This is a genomic window from Apibacter mensalis, assembly GCF_001418685.1.
Classification (GTDB): domain Bacteria; phylum Bacteroidota; class Bacteroidia; order Flavobacteriales; family Weeksellaceae; genus Apibacter; species Apibacter mensalis.
In genome coordinates this window covers 291,122-308,349 of sequence record NZ_LIVM01000001.1, presented here as the reverse complement: position 1 = coordinate 308,349, position 17,228 = coordinate 291,122, and the positions used below count along the sequence as shown (strand labels likewise).

General features: G+C 29.8%; 13 protein-coding genes. 8 read left to right on the top strand and 5 right to left on the bottom strand.

All coding sequences use genetic code 11. The features are described 5' to 3' along the window. Positions 1-737: 737 nt before the first annotated feature. The 5 genes from ASC36_RS01345 (at position 738) to hemL (ending at position 7,089) form a co-directional block, all read left to right on the top strand. The gene (locus tag ASC36_RS01345; protein ID WP_055424679.1) at positions 738-2,240 is read left to right on the top strand and encodes a peptide MFS transporter; all 1,503 of its coding nucleotides are present in this window, start codon (positions 738-740) and stop codon (positions 2,238-2,240) included. A gap of 31 nt (positions 2,241-2,271) precedes the next feature. Then, on the top strand, positions 2,272-3,660 hold the full coding sequence (locus ASC36_RS01340; protein WP_055424678.1) for a peptide MFS transporter: 1,389 nt from the start codon (positions 2,272-2,274) through the stop codon (positions 3,658-3,660). 144 nt (positions 3,661-3,804) lie between these two features. Further along, on the top strand, positions 3,805-4,710 hold the full coding sequence (locus tag ASC36_RS01335) for a 1-aminocyclopropane-1-carboxylate deaminase/D-cysteine desulfhydrase (RefSeq protein WP_055424677.1): 906 nt from the start codon (positions 3,805-3,807) through the stop codon (positions 4,708-4,710). Beyond that, on the top strand, positions 4,707-5,789 hold the full coding sequence (locus ASC36_RS01330; RefSeq protein WP_055424676.1) for a glucosaminidase domain-containing protein: 1,083 nt from the start codon (positions 4,707-4,709) through the stop codon (positions 5,787-5,789). Before ASC36_RS01335 ends, ASC36_RS01330 begins: the two co-directional genes overlap by 4 nt. A 13-nt stretch (positions 5,790-5,802) precedes the next feature. After that, positions 5,803-7,089 carry a glutamate-1-semialdehyde 2,1-aminomutase gene (hemL, locus tag ASC36_RS01325; protein WP_055424675.1) on the top strand — a complete coding sequence of 429 codons (1,287 nt, stop codon included), beginning with the start codon at positions 5,803-5,805 and terminating at the stop codon, positions 7,087-7,089. 58 nt (positions 7,090-7,147) lie between these two features. Here hemL and ASC36_RS01320 read toward each other — a convergent pair whose 3' ends face one another. Then, complete coding sequence (locus ASC36_RS01320; protein WP_055424674.1) at positions 7,148-7,465, bottom strand: DUF4286 family protein; 318 nt, start codon at positions 7,463-7,465, stop codon at positions 7,148-7,150. A 620-nt stretch (positions 7,466-8,085) separates the two neighbouring features. Between ASC36_RS01320 and ASC36_RS01315 the strand changes: the two genes are divergently transcribed. Both ASC36_RS01315 and pta read left to right on the top strand, forming a co-directional pair. After that, the gene (locus ASC36_RS01315; RefSeq protein ID WP_055424673.1) at positions 8,086-8,859 is read left to right on the top strand and encodes an MBL fold metallo-hydrolase; all 774 of its coding nucleotides are present in this window, start codon (positions 8,086-8,088) and stop codon (positions 8,857-8,859) included. 141 nt (positions 8,860-9,000) lie between these two features. Next, a complete protein-coding gene (gene pta, locus ASC36_RS01310; RefSeq protein ID WP_055424672.1) occupies positions 9,001-11,094 on the top strand; it encodes a phosphate acetyltransferase in 2,094 nt (697 codons plus the stop codon). Between the two features lie 61 nt (positions 11,095-11,155). On the opposite strand, the gene ASC36_RS01305 is transcribed toward pta, so the two are convergent. Next, positions 11,156-12,019 carry an MBL fold metallo-hydrolase gene (locus tag ASC36_RS01305; RefSeq protein WP_055424671.1) on the bottom strand — a complete coding sequence of 288 codons (864 nt, stop codon included), beginning with the start codon at positions 12,017-12,019 and terminating at the stop codon, positions 11,156-11,158. 40 nt (positions 12,020-12,059) lie between these two features. Continuing rightward, positions 12,060-12,560 (bottom strand): DUF456 domain-containing protein, encoded by a 501-nt coding sequence (locus tag ASC36_RS01300; RefSeq protein ID WP_055424670.1) that lies wholly within the window; start codon positions 12,558-12,560, stop codon positions 12,060-12,062. Between the two features lie 94 nt (positions 12,561-12,654). On the opposite strand from ASC36_RS01300, the gene ASC36_RS01295 reads away from it, so the two are divergent. Beyond that, complete coding sequence (locus ASC36_RS01295) at positions 12,655-13,866, top strand: mechanosensitive ion channel family protein (protein ID WP_055424669.1); 1,212 nt, start codon at positions 12,655-12,657, stop codon at positions 13,864-13,866. Here ASC36_RS01295 and ASC36_RS01290 read toward each other — a convergent pair. Both ASC36_RS01290 and ASC36_RS01285 read right to left on the bottom strand, forming a co-directional pair. Next, positions 13,863-14,471, bottom strand: coding sequence for a TetR/AcrR family transcriptional regulator (locus ASC36_RS01290; RefSeq protein ID WP_055424668.1), 609 nt, complete (start codon positions 14,469-14,471; stop codon positions 13,863-13,865). The two genes, ASC36_RS01295 and ASC36_RS01290, sit on opposite strands and share 4 nt — an antisense overlap. A gap of 186 nt (positions 14,472-14,657) precedes the next feature. Further along, positions 14,658-17,120, bottom strand: coding sequence for a TonB-dependent receptor (locus tag ASC36_RS01285; RefSeq protein WP_073961174.1), 2,463 nt, complete (start codon positions 17,118-17,120; stop codon positions 14,658-14,660). Positions 17,121-17,228 lie beyond the last annotated feature (108 nt).

Genomic DNA, 17,228 nt, shown 5'->3' with positions numbered 1-17,228 from the left:
TATTTTTATATTTTTAATTATTATACATACTGCAATCTCCTACACTTTTTTTTGGATTAATTATTGCTCATATAACAAAAGTTGTATGAAATGTTTCATATGATCAATAAATTAAAAAATTGGTACTTTCGAAATGAATAAATGGTTCTAAATACTATGAGAATTTTTTACTTCATTTATTTTTTTCGATAGTTTACTTGCATTGTTTAATAATTAACATTTATTTATATCGAATATAAACATGTAATAAATTAAAAACATATAGTTAAATTATGAATATAAATATATTAAAGTTTTCAATCCTTGTATTGGATTTTTAATATTCTTCCCGTTTGTTTTTTTATTTTTTTATATATGAAAACTAATAATGTTATGACTCAAGAAATTAAAAATAAATTAAGTCATTAATATAATTATTTTAAATAATTGTTCTTAGAAATGTTTATATCATATAATTTAAAAATCAATTTATAATATTCATATTTATATTTATTATATGTAATAATCGTCATAGATTATTTCTTTATCAAGTAAAAATTTTTTTTATATATAAAATAAATATCATATACTTTTTACTAATAAATTATACTATTTTTAAGATTGTCATTTATATTTCTATTTGATTTTAGGAATTTTTAGTATTTTTGATAATATAAAATTAATAAAAATTTATTATTAATTCATTTTGAGTTGATTATGAATTAAAAACGAATGTAGCTACTAACAGTATCAAAAATATGAATGACAATGTCCAAAAAAATAAAGAACTCACCCTTGAGGAAATTCATAATTTTCGCGGAAAATATCCTAAGCAGTTAATATATCTCTTTTTAATTGAAATGTGGGAACGTTTTTGTTTCTACGGAATGAGAGGAGTTCTTACAATTTTTATGGTAAGTCAATTAGGGGTAACCGACAAAGATTCCAACCTAAAATATGGAGCCATACAAGCATTTATTTACGCTTTTACGTTTATAGGTGGTATATTGGCTGATAAAATATTAGGATTTAGAAAATCACTTTTTATAGGGGGATTAACGATGATTTTAGGAAATTTAATAATTTCGTATTCTCCACAGGATCATTTTTATTTTGGAATAACACTTTCAATAATTGGAACAGGATTTTTTAAGCCTAACATTTCCACGATGGTAGGTGATTTGTATAATGAAAAAGATCCACGAAGAGATGCTGGTTTCGGTTTATTTTATTCAGGAATAAATTTAGGAGCCTTGTTTGGAGGTGTTTTATGTGTTTACTTAGGAAAATATCATTCATGGAATTTATGCTTTTTAGCTGCAGCTATAGTAATGTTCATTGGTATACTAGTATTTATAACAACCAAAAAATATTTAGGTCCTATTGGTGATTCGCCATTAGTAGGTATGAAATTTTCCTCAAGGATAATGCGTGAAGTATTGGTGTACTTGGGAATTTTGCTATGCATACCTATTATTTATGCCATGATTCATAATACTCGGTATACTGATTATTTTATGTATACAATCGGACCGCTGGCTATAATTTTGTTTATCATTGAACTATTTAAAATAAAAAGTCAACAAATACGAAAAAAACTTGTAGCAGCGATGATTTTAATTGTTTTTTCGATACTATTTTTTGCTTTTTTTGAACAAAGTGGAGGAGCCCTGGCTATATTTGCTGAAGGGAACTTAAGTCACAAATTGTTATTTTTTAACATAGATCCCAATATTGTAAATAACAGTTCAAATGCTTTATTTGTAATCATTTTGAGCCCTTTATTTGGATTGTTATGGTTATGGTTGGCTAAAATAAAATTTGAACCTAATACAGTTATAAAATTTGGATTAGGATTTTTATTTCTTTCCGCTTCATTTTATATTTTATATAGTACAAGATATTTTGCAGATATGAATGGTATAACTTCATTAAATATCTTTACTATAGCATATTTGGTTATGACCTTTGCAGAGTTATGTTTATCACCGGTAGGCTTATCCATAGTAACCAAATTATCACCTAAAAACTTATCCGGCATGATGATGGGTATGTGGTTTTTAGCTAGCGCATATGCACAATATGTAGCAGGACTATTAGGAGCAGAAATGTCTTCAACGGATGAAAATGCATCCTTAGTGAATAAATTATATTCATATACTACAGGATTTGGACAATTGGCAAATTATGCATTAATTACAGGAATAGCCTTAATTGCATTTTCGCCATTTATAAGGAAATTAATGCAAGATGTTAAATAATAATGATAGTTAAACTAAGTATATATATATTATGACAGAAACTCAAGTCAAAAAGGGACATCCGAAGGGGTTATACCTACTGTTTTTAACAGAAATGTGGGAACGATTTTCTTATTATGGAATGAGAGGAATACTAATACTATATCTTACCAAGTCCTACATAGAAGGAGGGTTGGGTATAGATGCCCAAACCGCCAGCTTAATATATGGATTCTTTACGGGCTTTGTTTATTTTACTCCGTTAATTGGAGGATGGTTGGCAGATAGATATTTAGGACAAAGGCGTTCTATAACTATAGGAGGAATTATAATGATGTGTGGACAGCTGGCGTTGTTTTCTCTAAATTCCCAAAGTGGACTGTATATAGGATTATTTCTTTTAATTATAGGAAATGGATTTTTTAAGCCAAATATTTCAACTTTAGTAGGAGGATTATATGCTGATGGAGATCCTAAAAGAGATTCAGCTTTTTCAATTTTTTATATGGGTATAAACTTAGGAGCGTTGATTGCACCCATTATCGTAGGGATTTTGACCGATGATATTTTTTCAACTAGAGACGCCGCAGGAAAAATAATTTCGTATGGATATAAATATGGTTTCTTAGCAGCAGCAGTAGGTATGTTTTTTGGACAAATTACCTTTAATATATTAGCAAAAAAATATTTAGGAGATTTGGGTTTGAAGCCTCAAGGAAGAATCACAAAAAATGATGTAAATAGTGAAACTAGTACAGACATTCCTTTAACAAAGAATGAAAAACAAAGAGTTGTTGTAATATTTATTTATTTCTTTTTTGCCATTTTCTTTTTTGCAGGTTTTGAACAGGCAGGTTCTTCTTTATCATTATATACGGATAAATTTATCGATAGAAATGTAAATTTGCCGTTCATTGGAGAATATTGTATTCCAACGTCATTATTTCAGTCTGTAAATCCATTTTTTATAGTTGTATTGGCTCCAATTTTCGCATATTTTTGGAATAGTAATTTAGGTCAAAAATTAACGACTCCTTTAAAAATGGGCTTAGGAATGATTATTTTAGGGGTAGGATTTTTCTTTATGCTAGGAGCAGTAGAAGAACGAGGAGGAGATATTGCAGATATTACTGTTAAAGCCAGTATATGGTGGTTAATTTTAACCTATTTAGTTCATACTATAGGCGAGTTGTGCTTATCACCGGTTGGGCTTTCTGTAGTTACCAAATTAGCACCGCCAAAATTAGCTTCTCTTCTAATGGGTGTATGGCTAATGGCATCGTTTATTGCAAATATAGTAGGTGGCTTTTTAGCTTCTACAGTAGAAACTTTAGGAGCGGGTAAAATATTTTTATACATTTCATTGTTTGTGATTATATGTGGAGTGTTAATGATAGCGCTGAATAAAGTTTTAGTCAGAATGATGCATGGGATAAGATAAAGTAAAGGGTAATTTAAAAATAATATAATTAAAGCATATTCTTATTTAATATATTTTAAATAGAGAATATGCTTTAATTGTTTATAAAAACTTTATTGAAACTATAAATATAATTCATATAAAAAATTTGAAAAATAAATTAAGATGAATGTCCCCATACAAACTTTTCAATTTCCGGGTTTACAAACTGATCAAGTTCTTCATATAAAGAGGGAAGATAAGATTCATCCTGTTATTTCCGGAAATAAATTTTGGAAATTGAAATATAATATACAAAAAGCCCAAGAATCTGGGAAAGAAACATTGATAACTTTTGGTGGAGCAATGTCTAACCATATTGTAGCTTGTGCAGCAGCAGCTCAAGTTAATGGTTTGAAATCAATAGGAATAATTAGAGGTGAAGAAATTATCAATAAATGGAAAGATAATTTCACGTTAACAGAAGCCTCTACTTATGGTATGGAATTTATTTTCGTTCCAAGACATGAATATAGATGGAAGGAACAATCCAACTATATACGAAATATACTAGACACCATTCCCAATTACTATTTAGTTCCCGAGGGCGGAACAAATTCATTAGCAGTGAGAGGAGCTGCAGAAATTTTATCAGACAAAACATCTGCTTACGACGTTATTGCTTCAGCCATGGGTACCGGGGGAACTGTATCAGGATTGTCAGTTGGAGCACTTTCTCACCAACAAGTTATAGGATTTCCAGTCTTAAAAAACGCCCATTTTTTAGTTAAAGAATTATTAAAACATACTCATAAAGAAAATTTTATAGTAAATTTGGAGTACCACTTCGGAGGATACGCTAAAATTACAACTGAATTAATCGAATTTATTAACGAATTTTATTATCTCAATCATATACCCCTTGATCCTATATATACCGGAAAAATGATGTTCGGATTAAGAGATATGATAAAAAAAGGACAAATTCATAAGGATAAAAAAATTTTAGCTATACATACAGGAGGTTTACAAGGGATTAAAGAAATGAATAAATATTTAAGTAAGAAAAATAAACCTACAATTGTAACATGAAAAAATTAGGAATATTTCTAATAGCAATAGTTTTAGGAAATTTTATTCAAGCTCAAGAATCTGCAAAAAAAGATGAATTATATATTCAAACCTATGCTAAAATAGCTGTAGAAGAAATGCAAAAATACCATATTCCTGCAAGTATTATTTTAGCCCAGGGAATTTTGGAAACAGGAAACGGACAGAGTATATTAGCTCAAGAAGGAAACAATCACTTTGGGATTAAATGTAAAAATGATTGGTCCGGAGGTAGGATGTATCATGATGATGATGCAAAGGGTGAATGTTTTAGAAAATATAAATCTGCTAAAGAATCGTATAGAGACCACTCTCTTTTTTTAGTAGAGAGACCCTATTATAAAAAATTATTTCAATTAGATAGAAAAGATTACAAAGCTTGGGCACATGGATTAAAAAAAGCGGGGTATGCTACTAATCCTAAATATGCATATATGTTAATCAGTTTAATTGAAAGATATAAATTATATCAGTTTGATTCATTAACTACTGATGAAGTAGATGTAAAACTAGCAGAATTATTTCCAAGTTCATTCAAACCTTATATTTTTGAGAATGTGGATAAGTCAACTATTTCATTGGCTAATGGTAATACAAAAGCACTAAAAGTTGATGTCCCAAAAAAAACAACTCCGATAAAAGTAACGGTTAAAAAAGTAGAAAATGTAAAGAAAATAATTACCGCAAAGACTAATAATTTTGAATTTCCTAGTTCAAGAATTAAAATCCACCCGAATGGAAATGTAAGATATATCATATTTAAGAATGGAGATACGTTGGAGGATATTTCAAAAGCATATCATATTTCTTTAAATCAATTAAAATCTTATAATGATTTAATCTTCCAAGATAGTATAGTTATTAATCAAAAAATCTTTTTAGATCCGAAAAAAAAGAAGGGAATCAGCAAAGAGCACATTGTAAAAGAAGGAGAAAGAATGTACGATATAGCTCAGGAAAATGGAATTTCATTAATTGAGTTATATAAAAGAAATTTAATGTTTCCGGGTGATGAACCTAAAAAAGGAGATAGAATTTTATTAAAAGGCAGAAAAAGTTAAAGTAAAGTTTTAGATGTTATTTAAAAGAAGTAGGTCCTTATATAAAGAGGCACAAAAATACATACCTGGAGGGGTGAATTCACCCGTTAGAGCATTTAAATCTGTGGGAGGAGTACCGGTTTTTATCAAGTCGGCAAAAGGTGCATATCTTACAGACGAAGATGGAAATACATATATTGATTACATAAATTCATGGGGACCCATGATTTTAGGTCATAATCACTCCAATGTTGTTGAAGCTGTAACAGAACAAATGCAGAATGGTTTTTCATTTGGAACTCCAACTGAATTAGAAACTGAAATAGCTAAATTGATCACTTCCTCTGTACCTAATATAGATAAAATAAGGATGGTGAATTCAGGAACAGAAGCTTGTATGTCAGCGATTCGTTTAGCAAGAGGATATACATCAAGAAATAAAATTATTAAATTTGAAGGATGCTACCATGGACATTCGGATTCATTTCTTATAAAAGCCGGAAGCGGTGTAGCGACATTTGGAAATCCTAACAGTCCCGGAGTTACCGACGGTACGGCTATAGATACCCTGTTGGCAAAATATAACGACATTGATTCCGTAAAATCTGTTTTTGAAAAAAATAGGGGGGAAATAGCCGCAATAATATTAGAGCCCATAGCGGGTAATATGGGATGTATTCCTCCTAAAGGAGATTTTCTGCTTAAATTAAAGCAACTATGTGAAGATAATCAGTCTTTACTTATATTTGATGAAGTCATGACAGGTTTTCGTGCAGAGATGGGTGGAGCACAAGAGTTTTTTGATATTCAAGCAGATATAGTAACTTTTGGTAAAATTATTGGAGGAGGAATGCCTGTGGGAGCATTTGCTGCCAAAAAAGAAATAATGGATTATTTATCTCCGGATGGAAAAGTTTACCAAGCCGGGACATTATCCGGAAATCCAATTGCTATGCGAGCAGGATATACTACCTTATCCATCTTGAAAAATGATCTGAATATTTTCCATAGAATCACCCAAACTACAAAAATATTATCCGAAGAATTAAAAGCTATTTTTGAAAAAGCCGGTATTCAACTATGTATTAACCAATGTTCATCGATGATGAGCGTGTTTTTTGGAATTTCAGAAGTTTCAAATTATGATGATGCATCAAAAGCGGATCATGAAATGTTTAATAAATATTTTCATTTTTTACTAAACAATGGAATTTATTTGCCACCTTCAGGATATGAAACATGGTTTATTTCTGATTGTATTAAAGATATAGAAATTGAAAAAACTCTGGATAGAAGCAAAAAATTTATATCTTCAATTTGATTGGAGAAATAATAAGGTACTTAGAAAAGTGGTATTCTCAGTATGAAATAATTATAAATTAAAATTCAAAACTTTCGATAAGTTCCAATTCAGTTTTAAAAGATAAGATTTTTGTTCCAAACTTATCAAATAATAATCGGGCGAATTTATCAGAATGGTTATTGTAATAATCCTCTAAATCTTTTTTGCTGTTCGTATAATATTGTAGGGAATAAGTACATCCTGACTCGTCAGTATGAGAAATAACTTTTGAAAATATAACTTTAGTAAATTTTTGAACTTTGTAAATTTCAGGAATTAAAGTATTTTTAACCCAAATCATCCATTCTTTTTCTACTAGATATTCTACATGAAAACTTTCTGAATATATAATCATTTCTTTAAATTATTAATTAATAGCATTATCCACAGAGAATCCGAACATGCTCTTTACTTTAACCATGTCGGAAACTTGAATAAGTAATTTATTTTCACAACCTTTTTTACGTAAACAATCTAAACAAGAATTTGCTTGCCGTAAATTTTGGGATAGAACCCATTATAGTCTTTAATATCTACTATCCTATTACTTTCTTTAAAATATTTATATAAATCTTTAAGACTTTTAGTCACGTTTAAATTTTCTGAATTGAGAAGCTCTTCTGGGATAAAGATAAACTCACATATCTTGTTTAAATAGCTTACTAAAAGCTTCCATAATTCCAATGCCTATATAATATCTTTTTTCAAAAATATCCAATAAATTATTTACTTCCATTATAATACTAATACGTTAGATCGTATATCCACAAAATTAATCATATCAATATCTATTTGATGAGTGATTAATTCAGCATAAAGAAAATTAAATTATTATTTTCAGATTATCCCTGTAAAAAAAATTGCCATACATAAATATTTTTGTATAAACTAATCTGAAGAGCTTTTTATCTGAGTGCTAGTACTTGTTTATGAGAAAGCATATTTTAAACTTTTGTTCGTAAATTTACAAAAATTATGATACTACAAAAAAGTAATATAACATTCTTAGGAACAGGGACTTCTCAAGGAGTTCCGGTTATTGGTTCTAATGATCCGGTATGTAAGTCTCAAGATTTAAAAGATAAAAGATTACGAACTTCTGCGCTAATCCAATATAAAGGTCTAGATTTATTAATTGACTGTGGTCCGGATTTTCGACAACAAATGTTACGAGAAAATAAATCTAATGTGGATGCTGTATTATTAACTCATGAACACACAGACCATATTGGAGGATTAGATGATTTACGTCCAATCAACTTTTTGAAAGGTCAGGATATTCCTATTTTTGGAAAAGAAAGAGTATTAGAAGATGTAAAGAGAAGATTTTCTTACGCTTTTGCAGAAGTAAAATATCCGGGGGCTCCCGGTTTTGAATTACACCCCATCAATGGTGATATTTCTTTTCAAAATATTTCTATCCAACCTATAAATATTTTGCATGGTAAGTTACCTATTTTGGGATATAAGATTGGAAGATTATCTTATATAACTGATGCCTCATATATTTCTGAAGAGGAAATCGAAAAAATTAAATATTCGGAAGTATTAGTTATAAATGCTTTAAGGAAAGAAGCACATGCTTCTCATTTTACGTTGAATGAGGCTTTGGATTTAATTAATAAAGTTAAGCCTAAAAAAGCCTATTTAACACATATCAGTTATCAATTAGGATTTCACGAACAGGTGGAAAAATCTTTGCCAAACCATATTTTTTTGGCTTATGACGGATTGAGGGTTGAATTTTAACAAAAAATAAAATTATTTAATTACGATTGAAAAATTTTAAACATTTGAAACATTATTTAGATGTAAATTAATTTAGAAATTTAATTAAATGTATATTCCGCAATTTTGTACTTTTGCAATACTTACAATTATAATTATTAAATGAACAATAGATCAGTATATGTAGCGGCTACATGTCCTTACAGCGGAAAATCTTTAATTAGTCTGGGGATATTGCAAATGGTCATGAGAAGAACACCCAATATCGGTTATTTTCGTCCAATTATTGATGATTTGGATGATGGGATAAAAGATAATCATATTGAAACTATGATTTCCTTTTTTAATCTAAATCAGAATTATGAAGATGCATACGCTTTTACTAAGAGTGAAATTATTGATCTTCAAAATAGTGGTAGATTAAATGAGGCATACGATGGTATTATACAAAAATATAAAGCTTTAGAAGATAGATTTGACTTTGTGCTTATTGATGGTACTGATATATCAGCCGGAAGTACTTCATTAGAATATGATTTGAATGTTATTATTGCTAAATCATTAAATATTCCGGTTGTTCTTGTTGTCAAAGATTCGTTTAAAAACTCACACGATTTAGCTAAAAATATAAGTCTGGAGTTAAATAATTTTTTAAAGAAAGATAATAAAGTTATAGCGGTAATCGTTAATAAATGTGATAAAGATATAGAAGAAGTTATTACTAAAAGTAAGAAACGCATTGGTGATTCTGTATTATTATCAATAATTCCTAACGATAAACCCTTGAGTTTTCCTACTCTAAAAGAAGTTTCAGATGTTTTAGGAGCAAAAGTACTGCATGGAAGTGAAAATTTAAACAGGCCCATCAATAAGTTTATGATTGGAGGTATGTTACTATCACAATTTATTAATTATGTTGAAGAAGATTGTGTGGTAATACTTCCCGGTGACAGATCAGATTTAATAATTGGAACATTACTTTCTAACTTATCTAATTTTAAAAGGATCTCCGGAATTATACTAACTGCCGGAATAAGCCCCGATTCATCAATTATGAAAATGATTGATGGTTCAAGTGTAAATATGCCTATTATGCTTGTGGACATAGGAACATTTGAAGCAGCAACAGCTATTAATAACATAAGATCAACTATTTATCCCGAAAATACAGCTAAGATAAAACGTAATATTGATCTTTTTGAACAATACGTAGATATACCCGAGCTTGATAAAAGGATATCTTCATTTAAAATAGAAGGAATCACCCCAAGAATGTTCCAGTATAATTTGTTGAAAGAAGCTAAGGCGGCACATAAACATATAGTTTTACCGGAAGGCGGAGATGAACGAATTTTACATGCAGCATCAATGTTAGCTGATGATGAAATTGTAAAAATTACAATTTTAGGTAAACCGGAGGAAATTATACAGAAAGTTAATCAGCTTGGATTAAATTGGAATACTGATCTGATTTCTATATTAGATAATACGGAAAATGATAAGCTCAATGAATATGTTGATACTTTATTTGAGCTTAGAAAAGATAAAGGTATGGAACATGCTCAGGCAAAAGATTTAATGTTAGATGCTTCCTATTTCGGAACTATGATGGTTTATAAAGGGGATGCTGATGGGATGGTTTCAGGTGCTCAAAATACAACTGCGCATACGATACGTCCGGCATTACAATTTGTTAAAACTAAACCGGGGATTAAAACAGTTTCTTCTGTATTTTTTATGCTCTTGCAAGATAGAGTATTAGTTTATGGAGATTGTGCAATTGTACCTAATCCTACCTACGAACAACTGGCAGATATAGCTATTTCTGCTGCAGGTACCGCAAAAGATTTTGGAATTGAGCCTAAAATTGCCATGCTTTCTTATTCATCCGGATATTCGGGAGCGGGAGTAGATGTTGATAAGGTAAGAAAAGCTACTGAACTGGTAAAATCGTTACGCCCTGATTTATTAATTGAAGGTCCCATTCAATATGATGCAGCAGTGGTTCCAAGTGTAGGTAACAGTAAAATGCCGGGATCCTTAGTAGCGGGTAAGGCAAATGTATTGATATTCCCTGATTTAAATACAGGAAATAATACTTACAAAGCAGTTCAAAGAGAATCTGGAGGATTGGCTTTAGGTCCTGTGCTTCAGGGATTGAAAAAACCAATCAATGACTTAAGTAGAGGAGCAAAAATCGAAGATATTTATAATACTGTTGTAATTACCGCAATCCAAGCGGCAAATAACAATTAAAAAGAAGCTATTAAAGTATTTTAAATAAAACTCTATCATTTATTACTATTGATAGAGTTTTTTATTTTCCAAAAATCTCTAGAAAACTAAAAGTTTCATTGAGCCTAACTCCTTTTTCTGTTTTTTTTACTGTACCTAGTTCATGCCTGGCATCATGTTCAAAAAAGAAAAAATAATTTTGAGATTCTGCAAGATTTAAAATTTGTTCCTTTTCCTGTATAGTAAGTAAAGGTCGCGTATCATATCCCGCGATATAAGGAATGGGAATATGTCCGGTAGTTGGTAGTAAATCAGCAGCGTATATTATTGTTTTTTCTTCATAAGTTATGACCGGTAACATTTGTTTGTCTGTATGTCCATTAACAAAATATATATCGAACCCTAGTGGTGAATTTTTTAGAAAATTATCTTTGGGAATAGTTATAAATTTTAATTGCCCACTTTCTCTAATTGGAAGAATGTTTTCCTTTAAAAAAGAAACTTTTTCTCTAAAATTAGGTTGGACTGCCCAATTCCAATGATCTTCATTGCTCCAATAAATAGCATTTTTAAAAGCAGGTCTATAACCGGATTTGCTCTTATTCCACTCAATGGCTCCTCCGCAGTGATCAAAATGTAAATGAGTAAGAAAAACATCGGTAATATCATCACAAGTAAAGCCATATTGAGCTAAGGATTTTTCTAATGAAAAATCACCCCATAAATAGTAATAACTGAAGAATTTTTTATTTTGTTTATTACCAATGCCCGTATCTATTAATATTAGTCTTTTACCAATCTCAATAAGAAGACATCTCATAGCTAAATCAACCATATTATTGCAATCAGCAGGATTGGTTTTTTGCCAGATAGATTTAGGCACAACGCCAAACATAGCACCTCCATCTAGTTTAAAATTTCCGGTTTCAATCGGATATAATTTCATAAATAATAGTATTTGATACTTTAAATATAAAGCTTATTTATCAATTATTGCTAAAATATGTAAATGTGAGATGAATAATAAAAATAGTCATTGTTATTCCGCATATAATTATATTAACGCCCATACATAAAATATATCCCAGTAAAGCACCTAAAGAAGCTTTTATAGCACCCTTTTTATCCATAAAATCATAAATTAATTCTCCTATTAATGCACCTAAAAAAGGACCATATAAAAAACCATAGGGTAGGATAAAACCCACAAATATTCCTATGGTTGCTCCGATGGCACCGTATTTGGAACCTCCAAATTGTTTAACAGTGAAAATGGGCATAAAATAGTTTATGACCATACCTAATAGGGTTAAAATAGCACAAAAAGATATCCACCACCAGCTCAGAGTTTCTCCAAGAGGACATAACTTATAAATTAATAAGCCTGTAAAGGCTATAGGAATTCCCGGTAATGCAGGTAAAACGGAGCCAATAATTCCAATAAGTATCAGTATAAATACTAAAATTATCCAAATTAAATCAGGCATAAAATATGATACATTAAAAGTAACTATAAATATACTTAATAAATTATAAACTTTTCGCTTTATCTCCAGTAATTGATATAAATTCTTGTAATTAATGAAAGAGGCATATACATTAAGACAAAAAAACCAAAATTCGATAATAGATCAATTGGATCGCTATATATCGGTTCATTTTCCCAAAGATGTTATATTGATTATGCAAATTGCTAGTAAGGTTCTAATAATATTAGTGATTTTTTTAATTTTAGATTTTTTGCAGCGTAAAGTATTGTTGAAAATTGTATTGAAAATAGTTCCCAATACCAAAAATATTTGGATCAATACATGTATCGAAAAAAATGTATTTACCAGTTTTTTTCGCCTTATCCCTTTGGGAATATGCTATTTGTTAGTACCAATTATATTCTATCCTCATCCGCAAAGTTTTCATATTCTTGATTTGGTATTTAGTATTTTTTTAATATCCTTTATTGCAAAGTTTCTTATTAGTGTTATTAATTCCTATACTCATGTAAAAAATAGAGATAGAAGTTATGTGACAGTTGGCTTAAATACTTTTTTTGAACTTCTTAAAATCCTAATTATTGTATTATCCAGCTTTATTGTTATTTCGATAGTATTTGATTTAACCAGCTCTAAAATTTTTACTTTTTTAGGAGCCATAATGACGATTATAATCCTGGTGTTCAAGGATTCTATATTAGGATTTGTTGCAGGAGTCAATATTTCAAATTCCAAACAATTAAAATCAGGTGATTATATTTCTATTTCTAAATATAATTTGGAAGGATATATTGTGGACATTAATTTAATTACTACTAAAATTCTAAATAAAGACAAAACCGTATCTAGTATACCGACTTATGATTTAATATCCACAGAGGTTAAAAATTATGAACCTATGAAAGCTTCACATACTCGAAGAATAAAAAGGTCTATAGTCTTCAATAGTCAATCAATAGAGTTCTTAGGAAAAAAAGAGCTTGATGAGCTGAAAAAAATAAGTCTCTTAAATGTATATTTTACAAACTATAAATCCGATGAAGACATAATACCAACGAATATGGGAATATTTAGAAAGTATATAAAATGGTATCTTCGAAAAAATTCGCGCATATCAAAAAAGGATACTATTTTAATAAGACAGTTAGATCCGACTATTTATGGAATCCCTATAGAGGTCTACTGTTATACCAATACTTCGGAGCTAAATGAATTTGAAGAAATACAAGCAGAAATTTTCGAGCATATCATTTCAATATCATCTTTTTTTGGACTTAAAATTGTTACTACCATACCGTCTTAATTTTTGGAAACATACTTCTCAAGTTCCTTAATGCCTTTCTTGGTAGCAATTGAACGTATTAACAACTCTATAAAATATTTTTTTACAAGATTATCATTTAGATGTACTTTTGATAGATTATCATCAATAGCTATAATTTTTTCAAATAGATAAAAATACTCAACGGTTAGTTTTTTATTGATTTTAGGTCTATACAAACCTTCCTCAATTCCTAGGATAATATTATTTTTTATTAAAGATTTTAACAAGTTATTTTGTAAAGTGATCATTTCGATATATATATCCGGATAGAAATTTTTCAGTTGAAATAAAGTTTGATTTTCTTTAAGAAAAATAAAATAATTATTGTCTTCCAGTATAATAAATTTTTGTTGAATGATATTCGGACAATTTTTAATTTTATTTTCAAGATCTTGAATGGTAGTACTAATGCATTTACTAAATGTATTTTTAATTAAATCTTCTTTACCGGAAAAATGTTCATATAAAGTTTTTTTTGACATGCATAGATCCTTACTGATCATATCCATAGTGACTACTTTAACCCCTATTTGAGTAAATAGCTCAATCGATTTGTTAATGATTTGATCTTTAATTACATCCATAAAGTAAATGCTGCCTAAACAAATATAATAAAAATAGAGTAAAAATTAACTTTTTTATTCAACTATTTGCACTAATTACTCAATGCTTAATATAGTAACTTCAATGTAATGAAGCGTGACAGAGAAATAAATAATCCAACATAAAATCGTATGGAGTTGTTGGATTATTTATTATAAATTTGTTAATTAAAAATTGTAGGTAATACCCAAATTCCAGGTTCTTCCGTTGCCAAAATAAACCTGATTGGCGGTATCAATTCCTTTAAATTTTACGTTATCTGCTTCCTTATCGCCGGACTTTATATTTGTTTTGGAATAGGTCATAAATACATCATTTAATGCATTGTTGACATTAGCTCTAAAACGTAAAGAGGTGCTGTCAAAATATAGAGTATAAGAAGCTCCCATATCTAAAGTAAAATAATTGGGGAGCTCAATTAAATCAATTTTAGTATTCGCAGCTGCCTTAGATATGTCAAAATCCGAATATAATTTTTCATATCTGTTTAGATCTGCATCGAATGTGAAATTTTTAAAAGCTTTATATACTAAGCCTACCCCATAACTGAATTGAGGTGCATTGGATGTTTTAACATTATCTAATAATATATCTTTCTCGCTTATAATGTGGGACAAGTTATTGGAATCATAAGTAGTAGAATGGGCATTACCGTTATATTTCCAACTTCCTAAAGATATATGTCCTTTAAAATTTAATTTTCTAATCGGTTTGGCAAGCAATTCTACCTCTATCCCCTGATGGAGTTCATCAATGCCTGATCTGTTTTCTATTTGATTAATACTTTCATTAGAAATCGTCTCTACTCTGTTATTCCAACTGGTTCTGTATAAGTTAACACTTAAATCTAAAAAATTATAGTGAAGTTCATATCCTATTTCAAAACCAACTATTTCCTCATTGTCGGCTAATGGATTTACATCATTTTTCCAATTTAAAAATAAATTATTCTGAAAGGGTTGTCTGGAATAATATCCGGCATTACCAAAAATATTATGATTTTTAGTAATTTTAAAATTAATTCCCCCTTTGATATTATAACCGGTATTATTTAGCGTTTTTGATTTTTGGTGTGAAGGAGTGTAGTTAAATCGGTCCTTCCTTGAATTATATTGCTCGGAGATAACACCTTGTATAAAAGCGCTCATAAATTTATTAACATATTCAAATTGCCCGAAAGCTCCAATATATTGTATGGTTTCATCGTAATCAAAGCTTAATCTTTGACCTCTATTTACATTTCTAAACAATGAGCTCCAAGGATTAGTGGTAAAGTTTTTAGTTACCGTATAGGTTCCGTTTACATTGGGTGAAATATTATCGGTAATTCCGGATAGTCCTAAAAATTTATTTGCTTGTTGAAAATGTGTTCCTGTATAGACTCTTCCATCAACTCCTACATTAAACTCAAAATGTTTTTTAAACTTATGATTAAAGTTGGAAACAAGACCGTACCATTGATGATTGTTTACGGAAGATCTGATAATGAAATTGTCACTACCCGTACCTATTCCTTCGGTATTGTGAGTTAAATTATAATCGAAGATTGCATCCCAATTAATCGTTCCATTTTGCTGATTTCTGCTTCCGGGTATTGAGTTTGGACTTTGCGGAGTTGAAATATTGGGTGTTTCAATATATTTAGAGCCATATCCGCCTATGCCCCCTCCTCGTCCTAAAGAACCATAAAATACGGTAGACAAAGTGCTTTTTTCATTGATTTTCCAGTCCCAATTTAAATTAGCAACTGATTTATGGTAGTAATTGGTTCGTAATAAAAGTTCTTTACCGTTTAACCATCCTTGGTTTACATTGTATCTATACCCGTATTTTTTAAAATCTGATATTTTGGTGTAATAATTCTGATCATGATTTTGAGGGGCACCAAAAATTATAAAGTTAAAATTGTGCTTTTCATTGGGTTGAAAACCGATAGATAAAAAATAATTTTGACCATATCCTTTAGTTCCCCTATTATATCCGTCGCCTCTCCATGTGGAGGTGGAGAAGGATACTCCCCATTGGTCTTGTAAACCACTATTATATTCGTAAGTAGTTCTCCAGAATCCATCATTCCCGGTTAAAAATCGTGCCGTTGAACCTGCTTTCTTATCGGTGGCTTTGGTAACAATATTTATGGTGCCGCCAACGGAAGATATAGCGAGTTTAGAAGAACCAAGACCTCTTTGTACTTGAATGGTGTTGGCAATATCAATTAATCCTGTCCAATTGGTCCAATACACATTTCCACTTTCCATTCCATTAACGGGCTGTCCATTTATCATTACAGCTGTATTGGATTGATTAAAACCCCTGGTTATCATTTTAGAGTCACCGTATCCGGTGGCGTCATTGACATAAATGGAAGGTGCATTTTTCATAAGGGCAGGAAATTCTTGATTTCCTCCTTTGTCTCTGATTTCTTGTTTTTTAATGATAGACACGGCAATCGGGGTTTCTCTATCTTTTACCACATCAATAACTCCTTTTCCTATAACTACAACATCATCAATTTCTTTTTCTGAAATTTGAGTTGAATCTGGAGAAATGTTTTGCGCAAAACAAAGAGCTGTTGGACCCATAATGCTTATAAAGTAAAACAGATCCAATGCTTTATACTTTAGATTCATAAATAATAATTTAATTAGTTTGTTTCTGTATTCTTTTACACCATAAATATAATAGTATTAAATAAAATATTAAAATCTATATTGAAAAAATACATAAAAGTAAGTTGT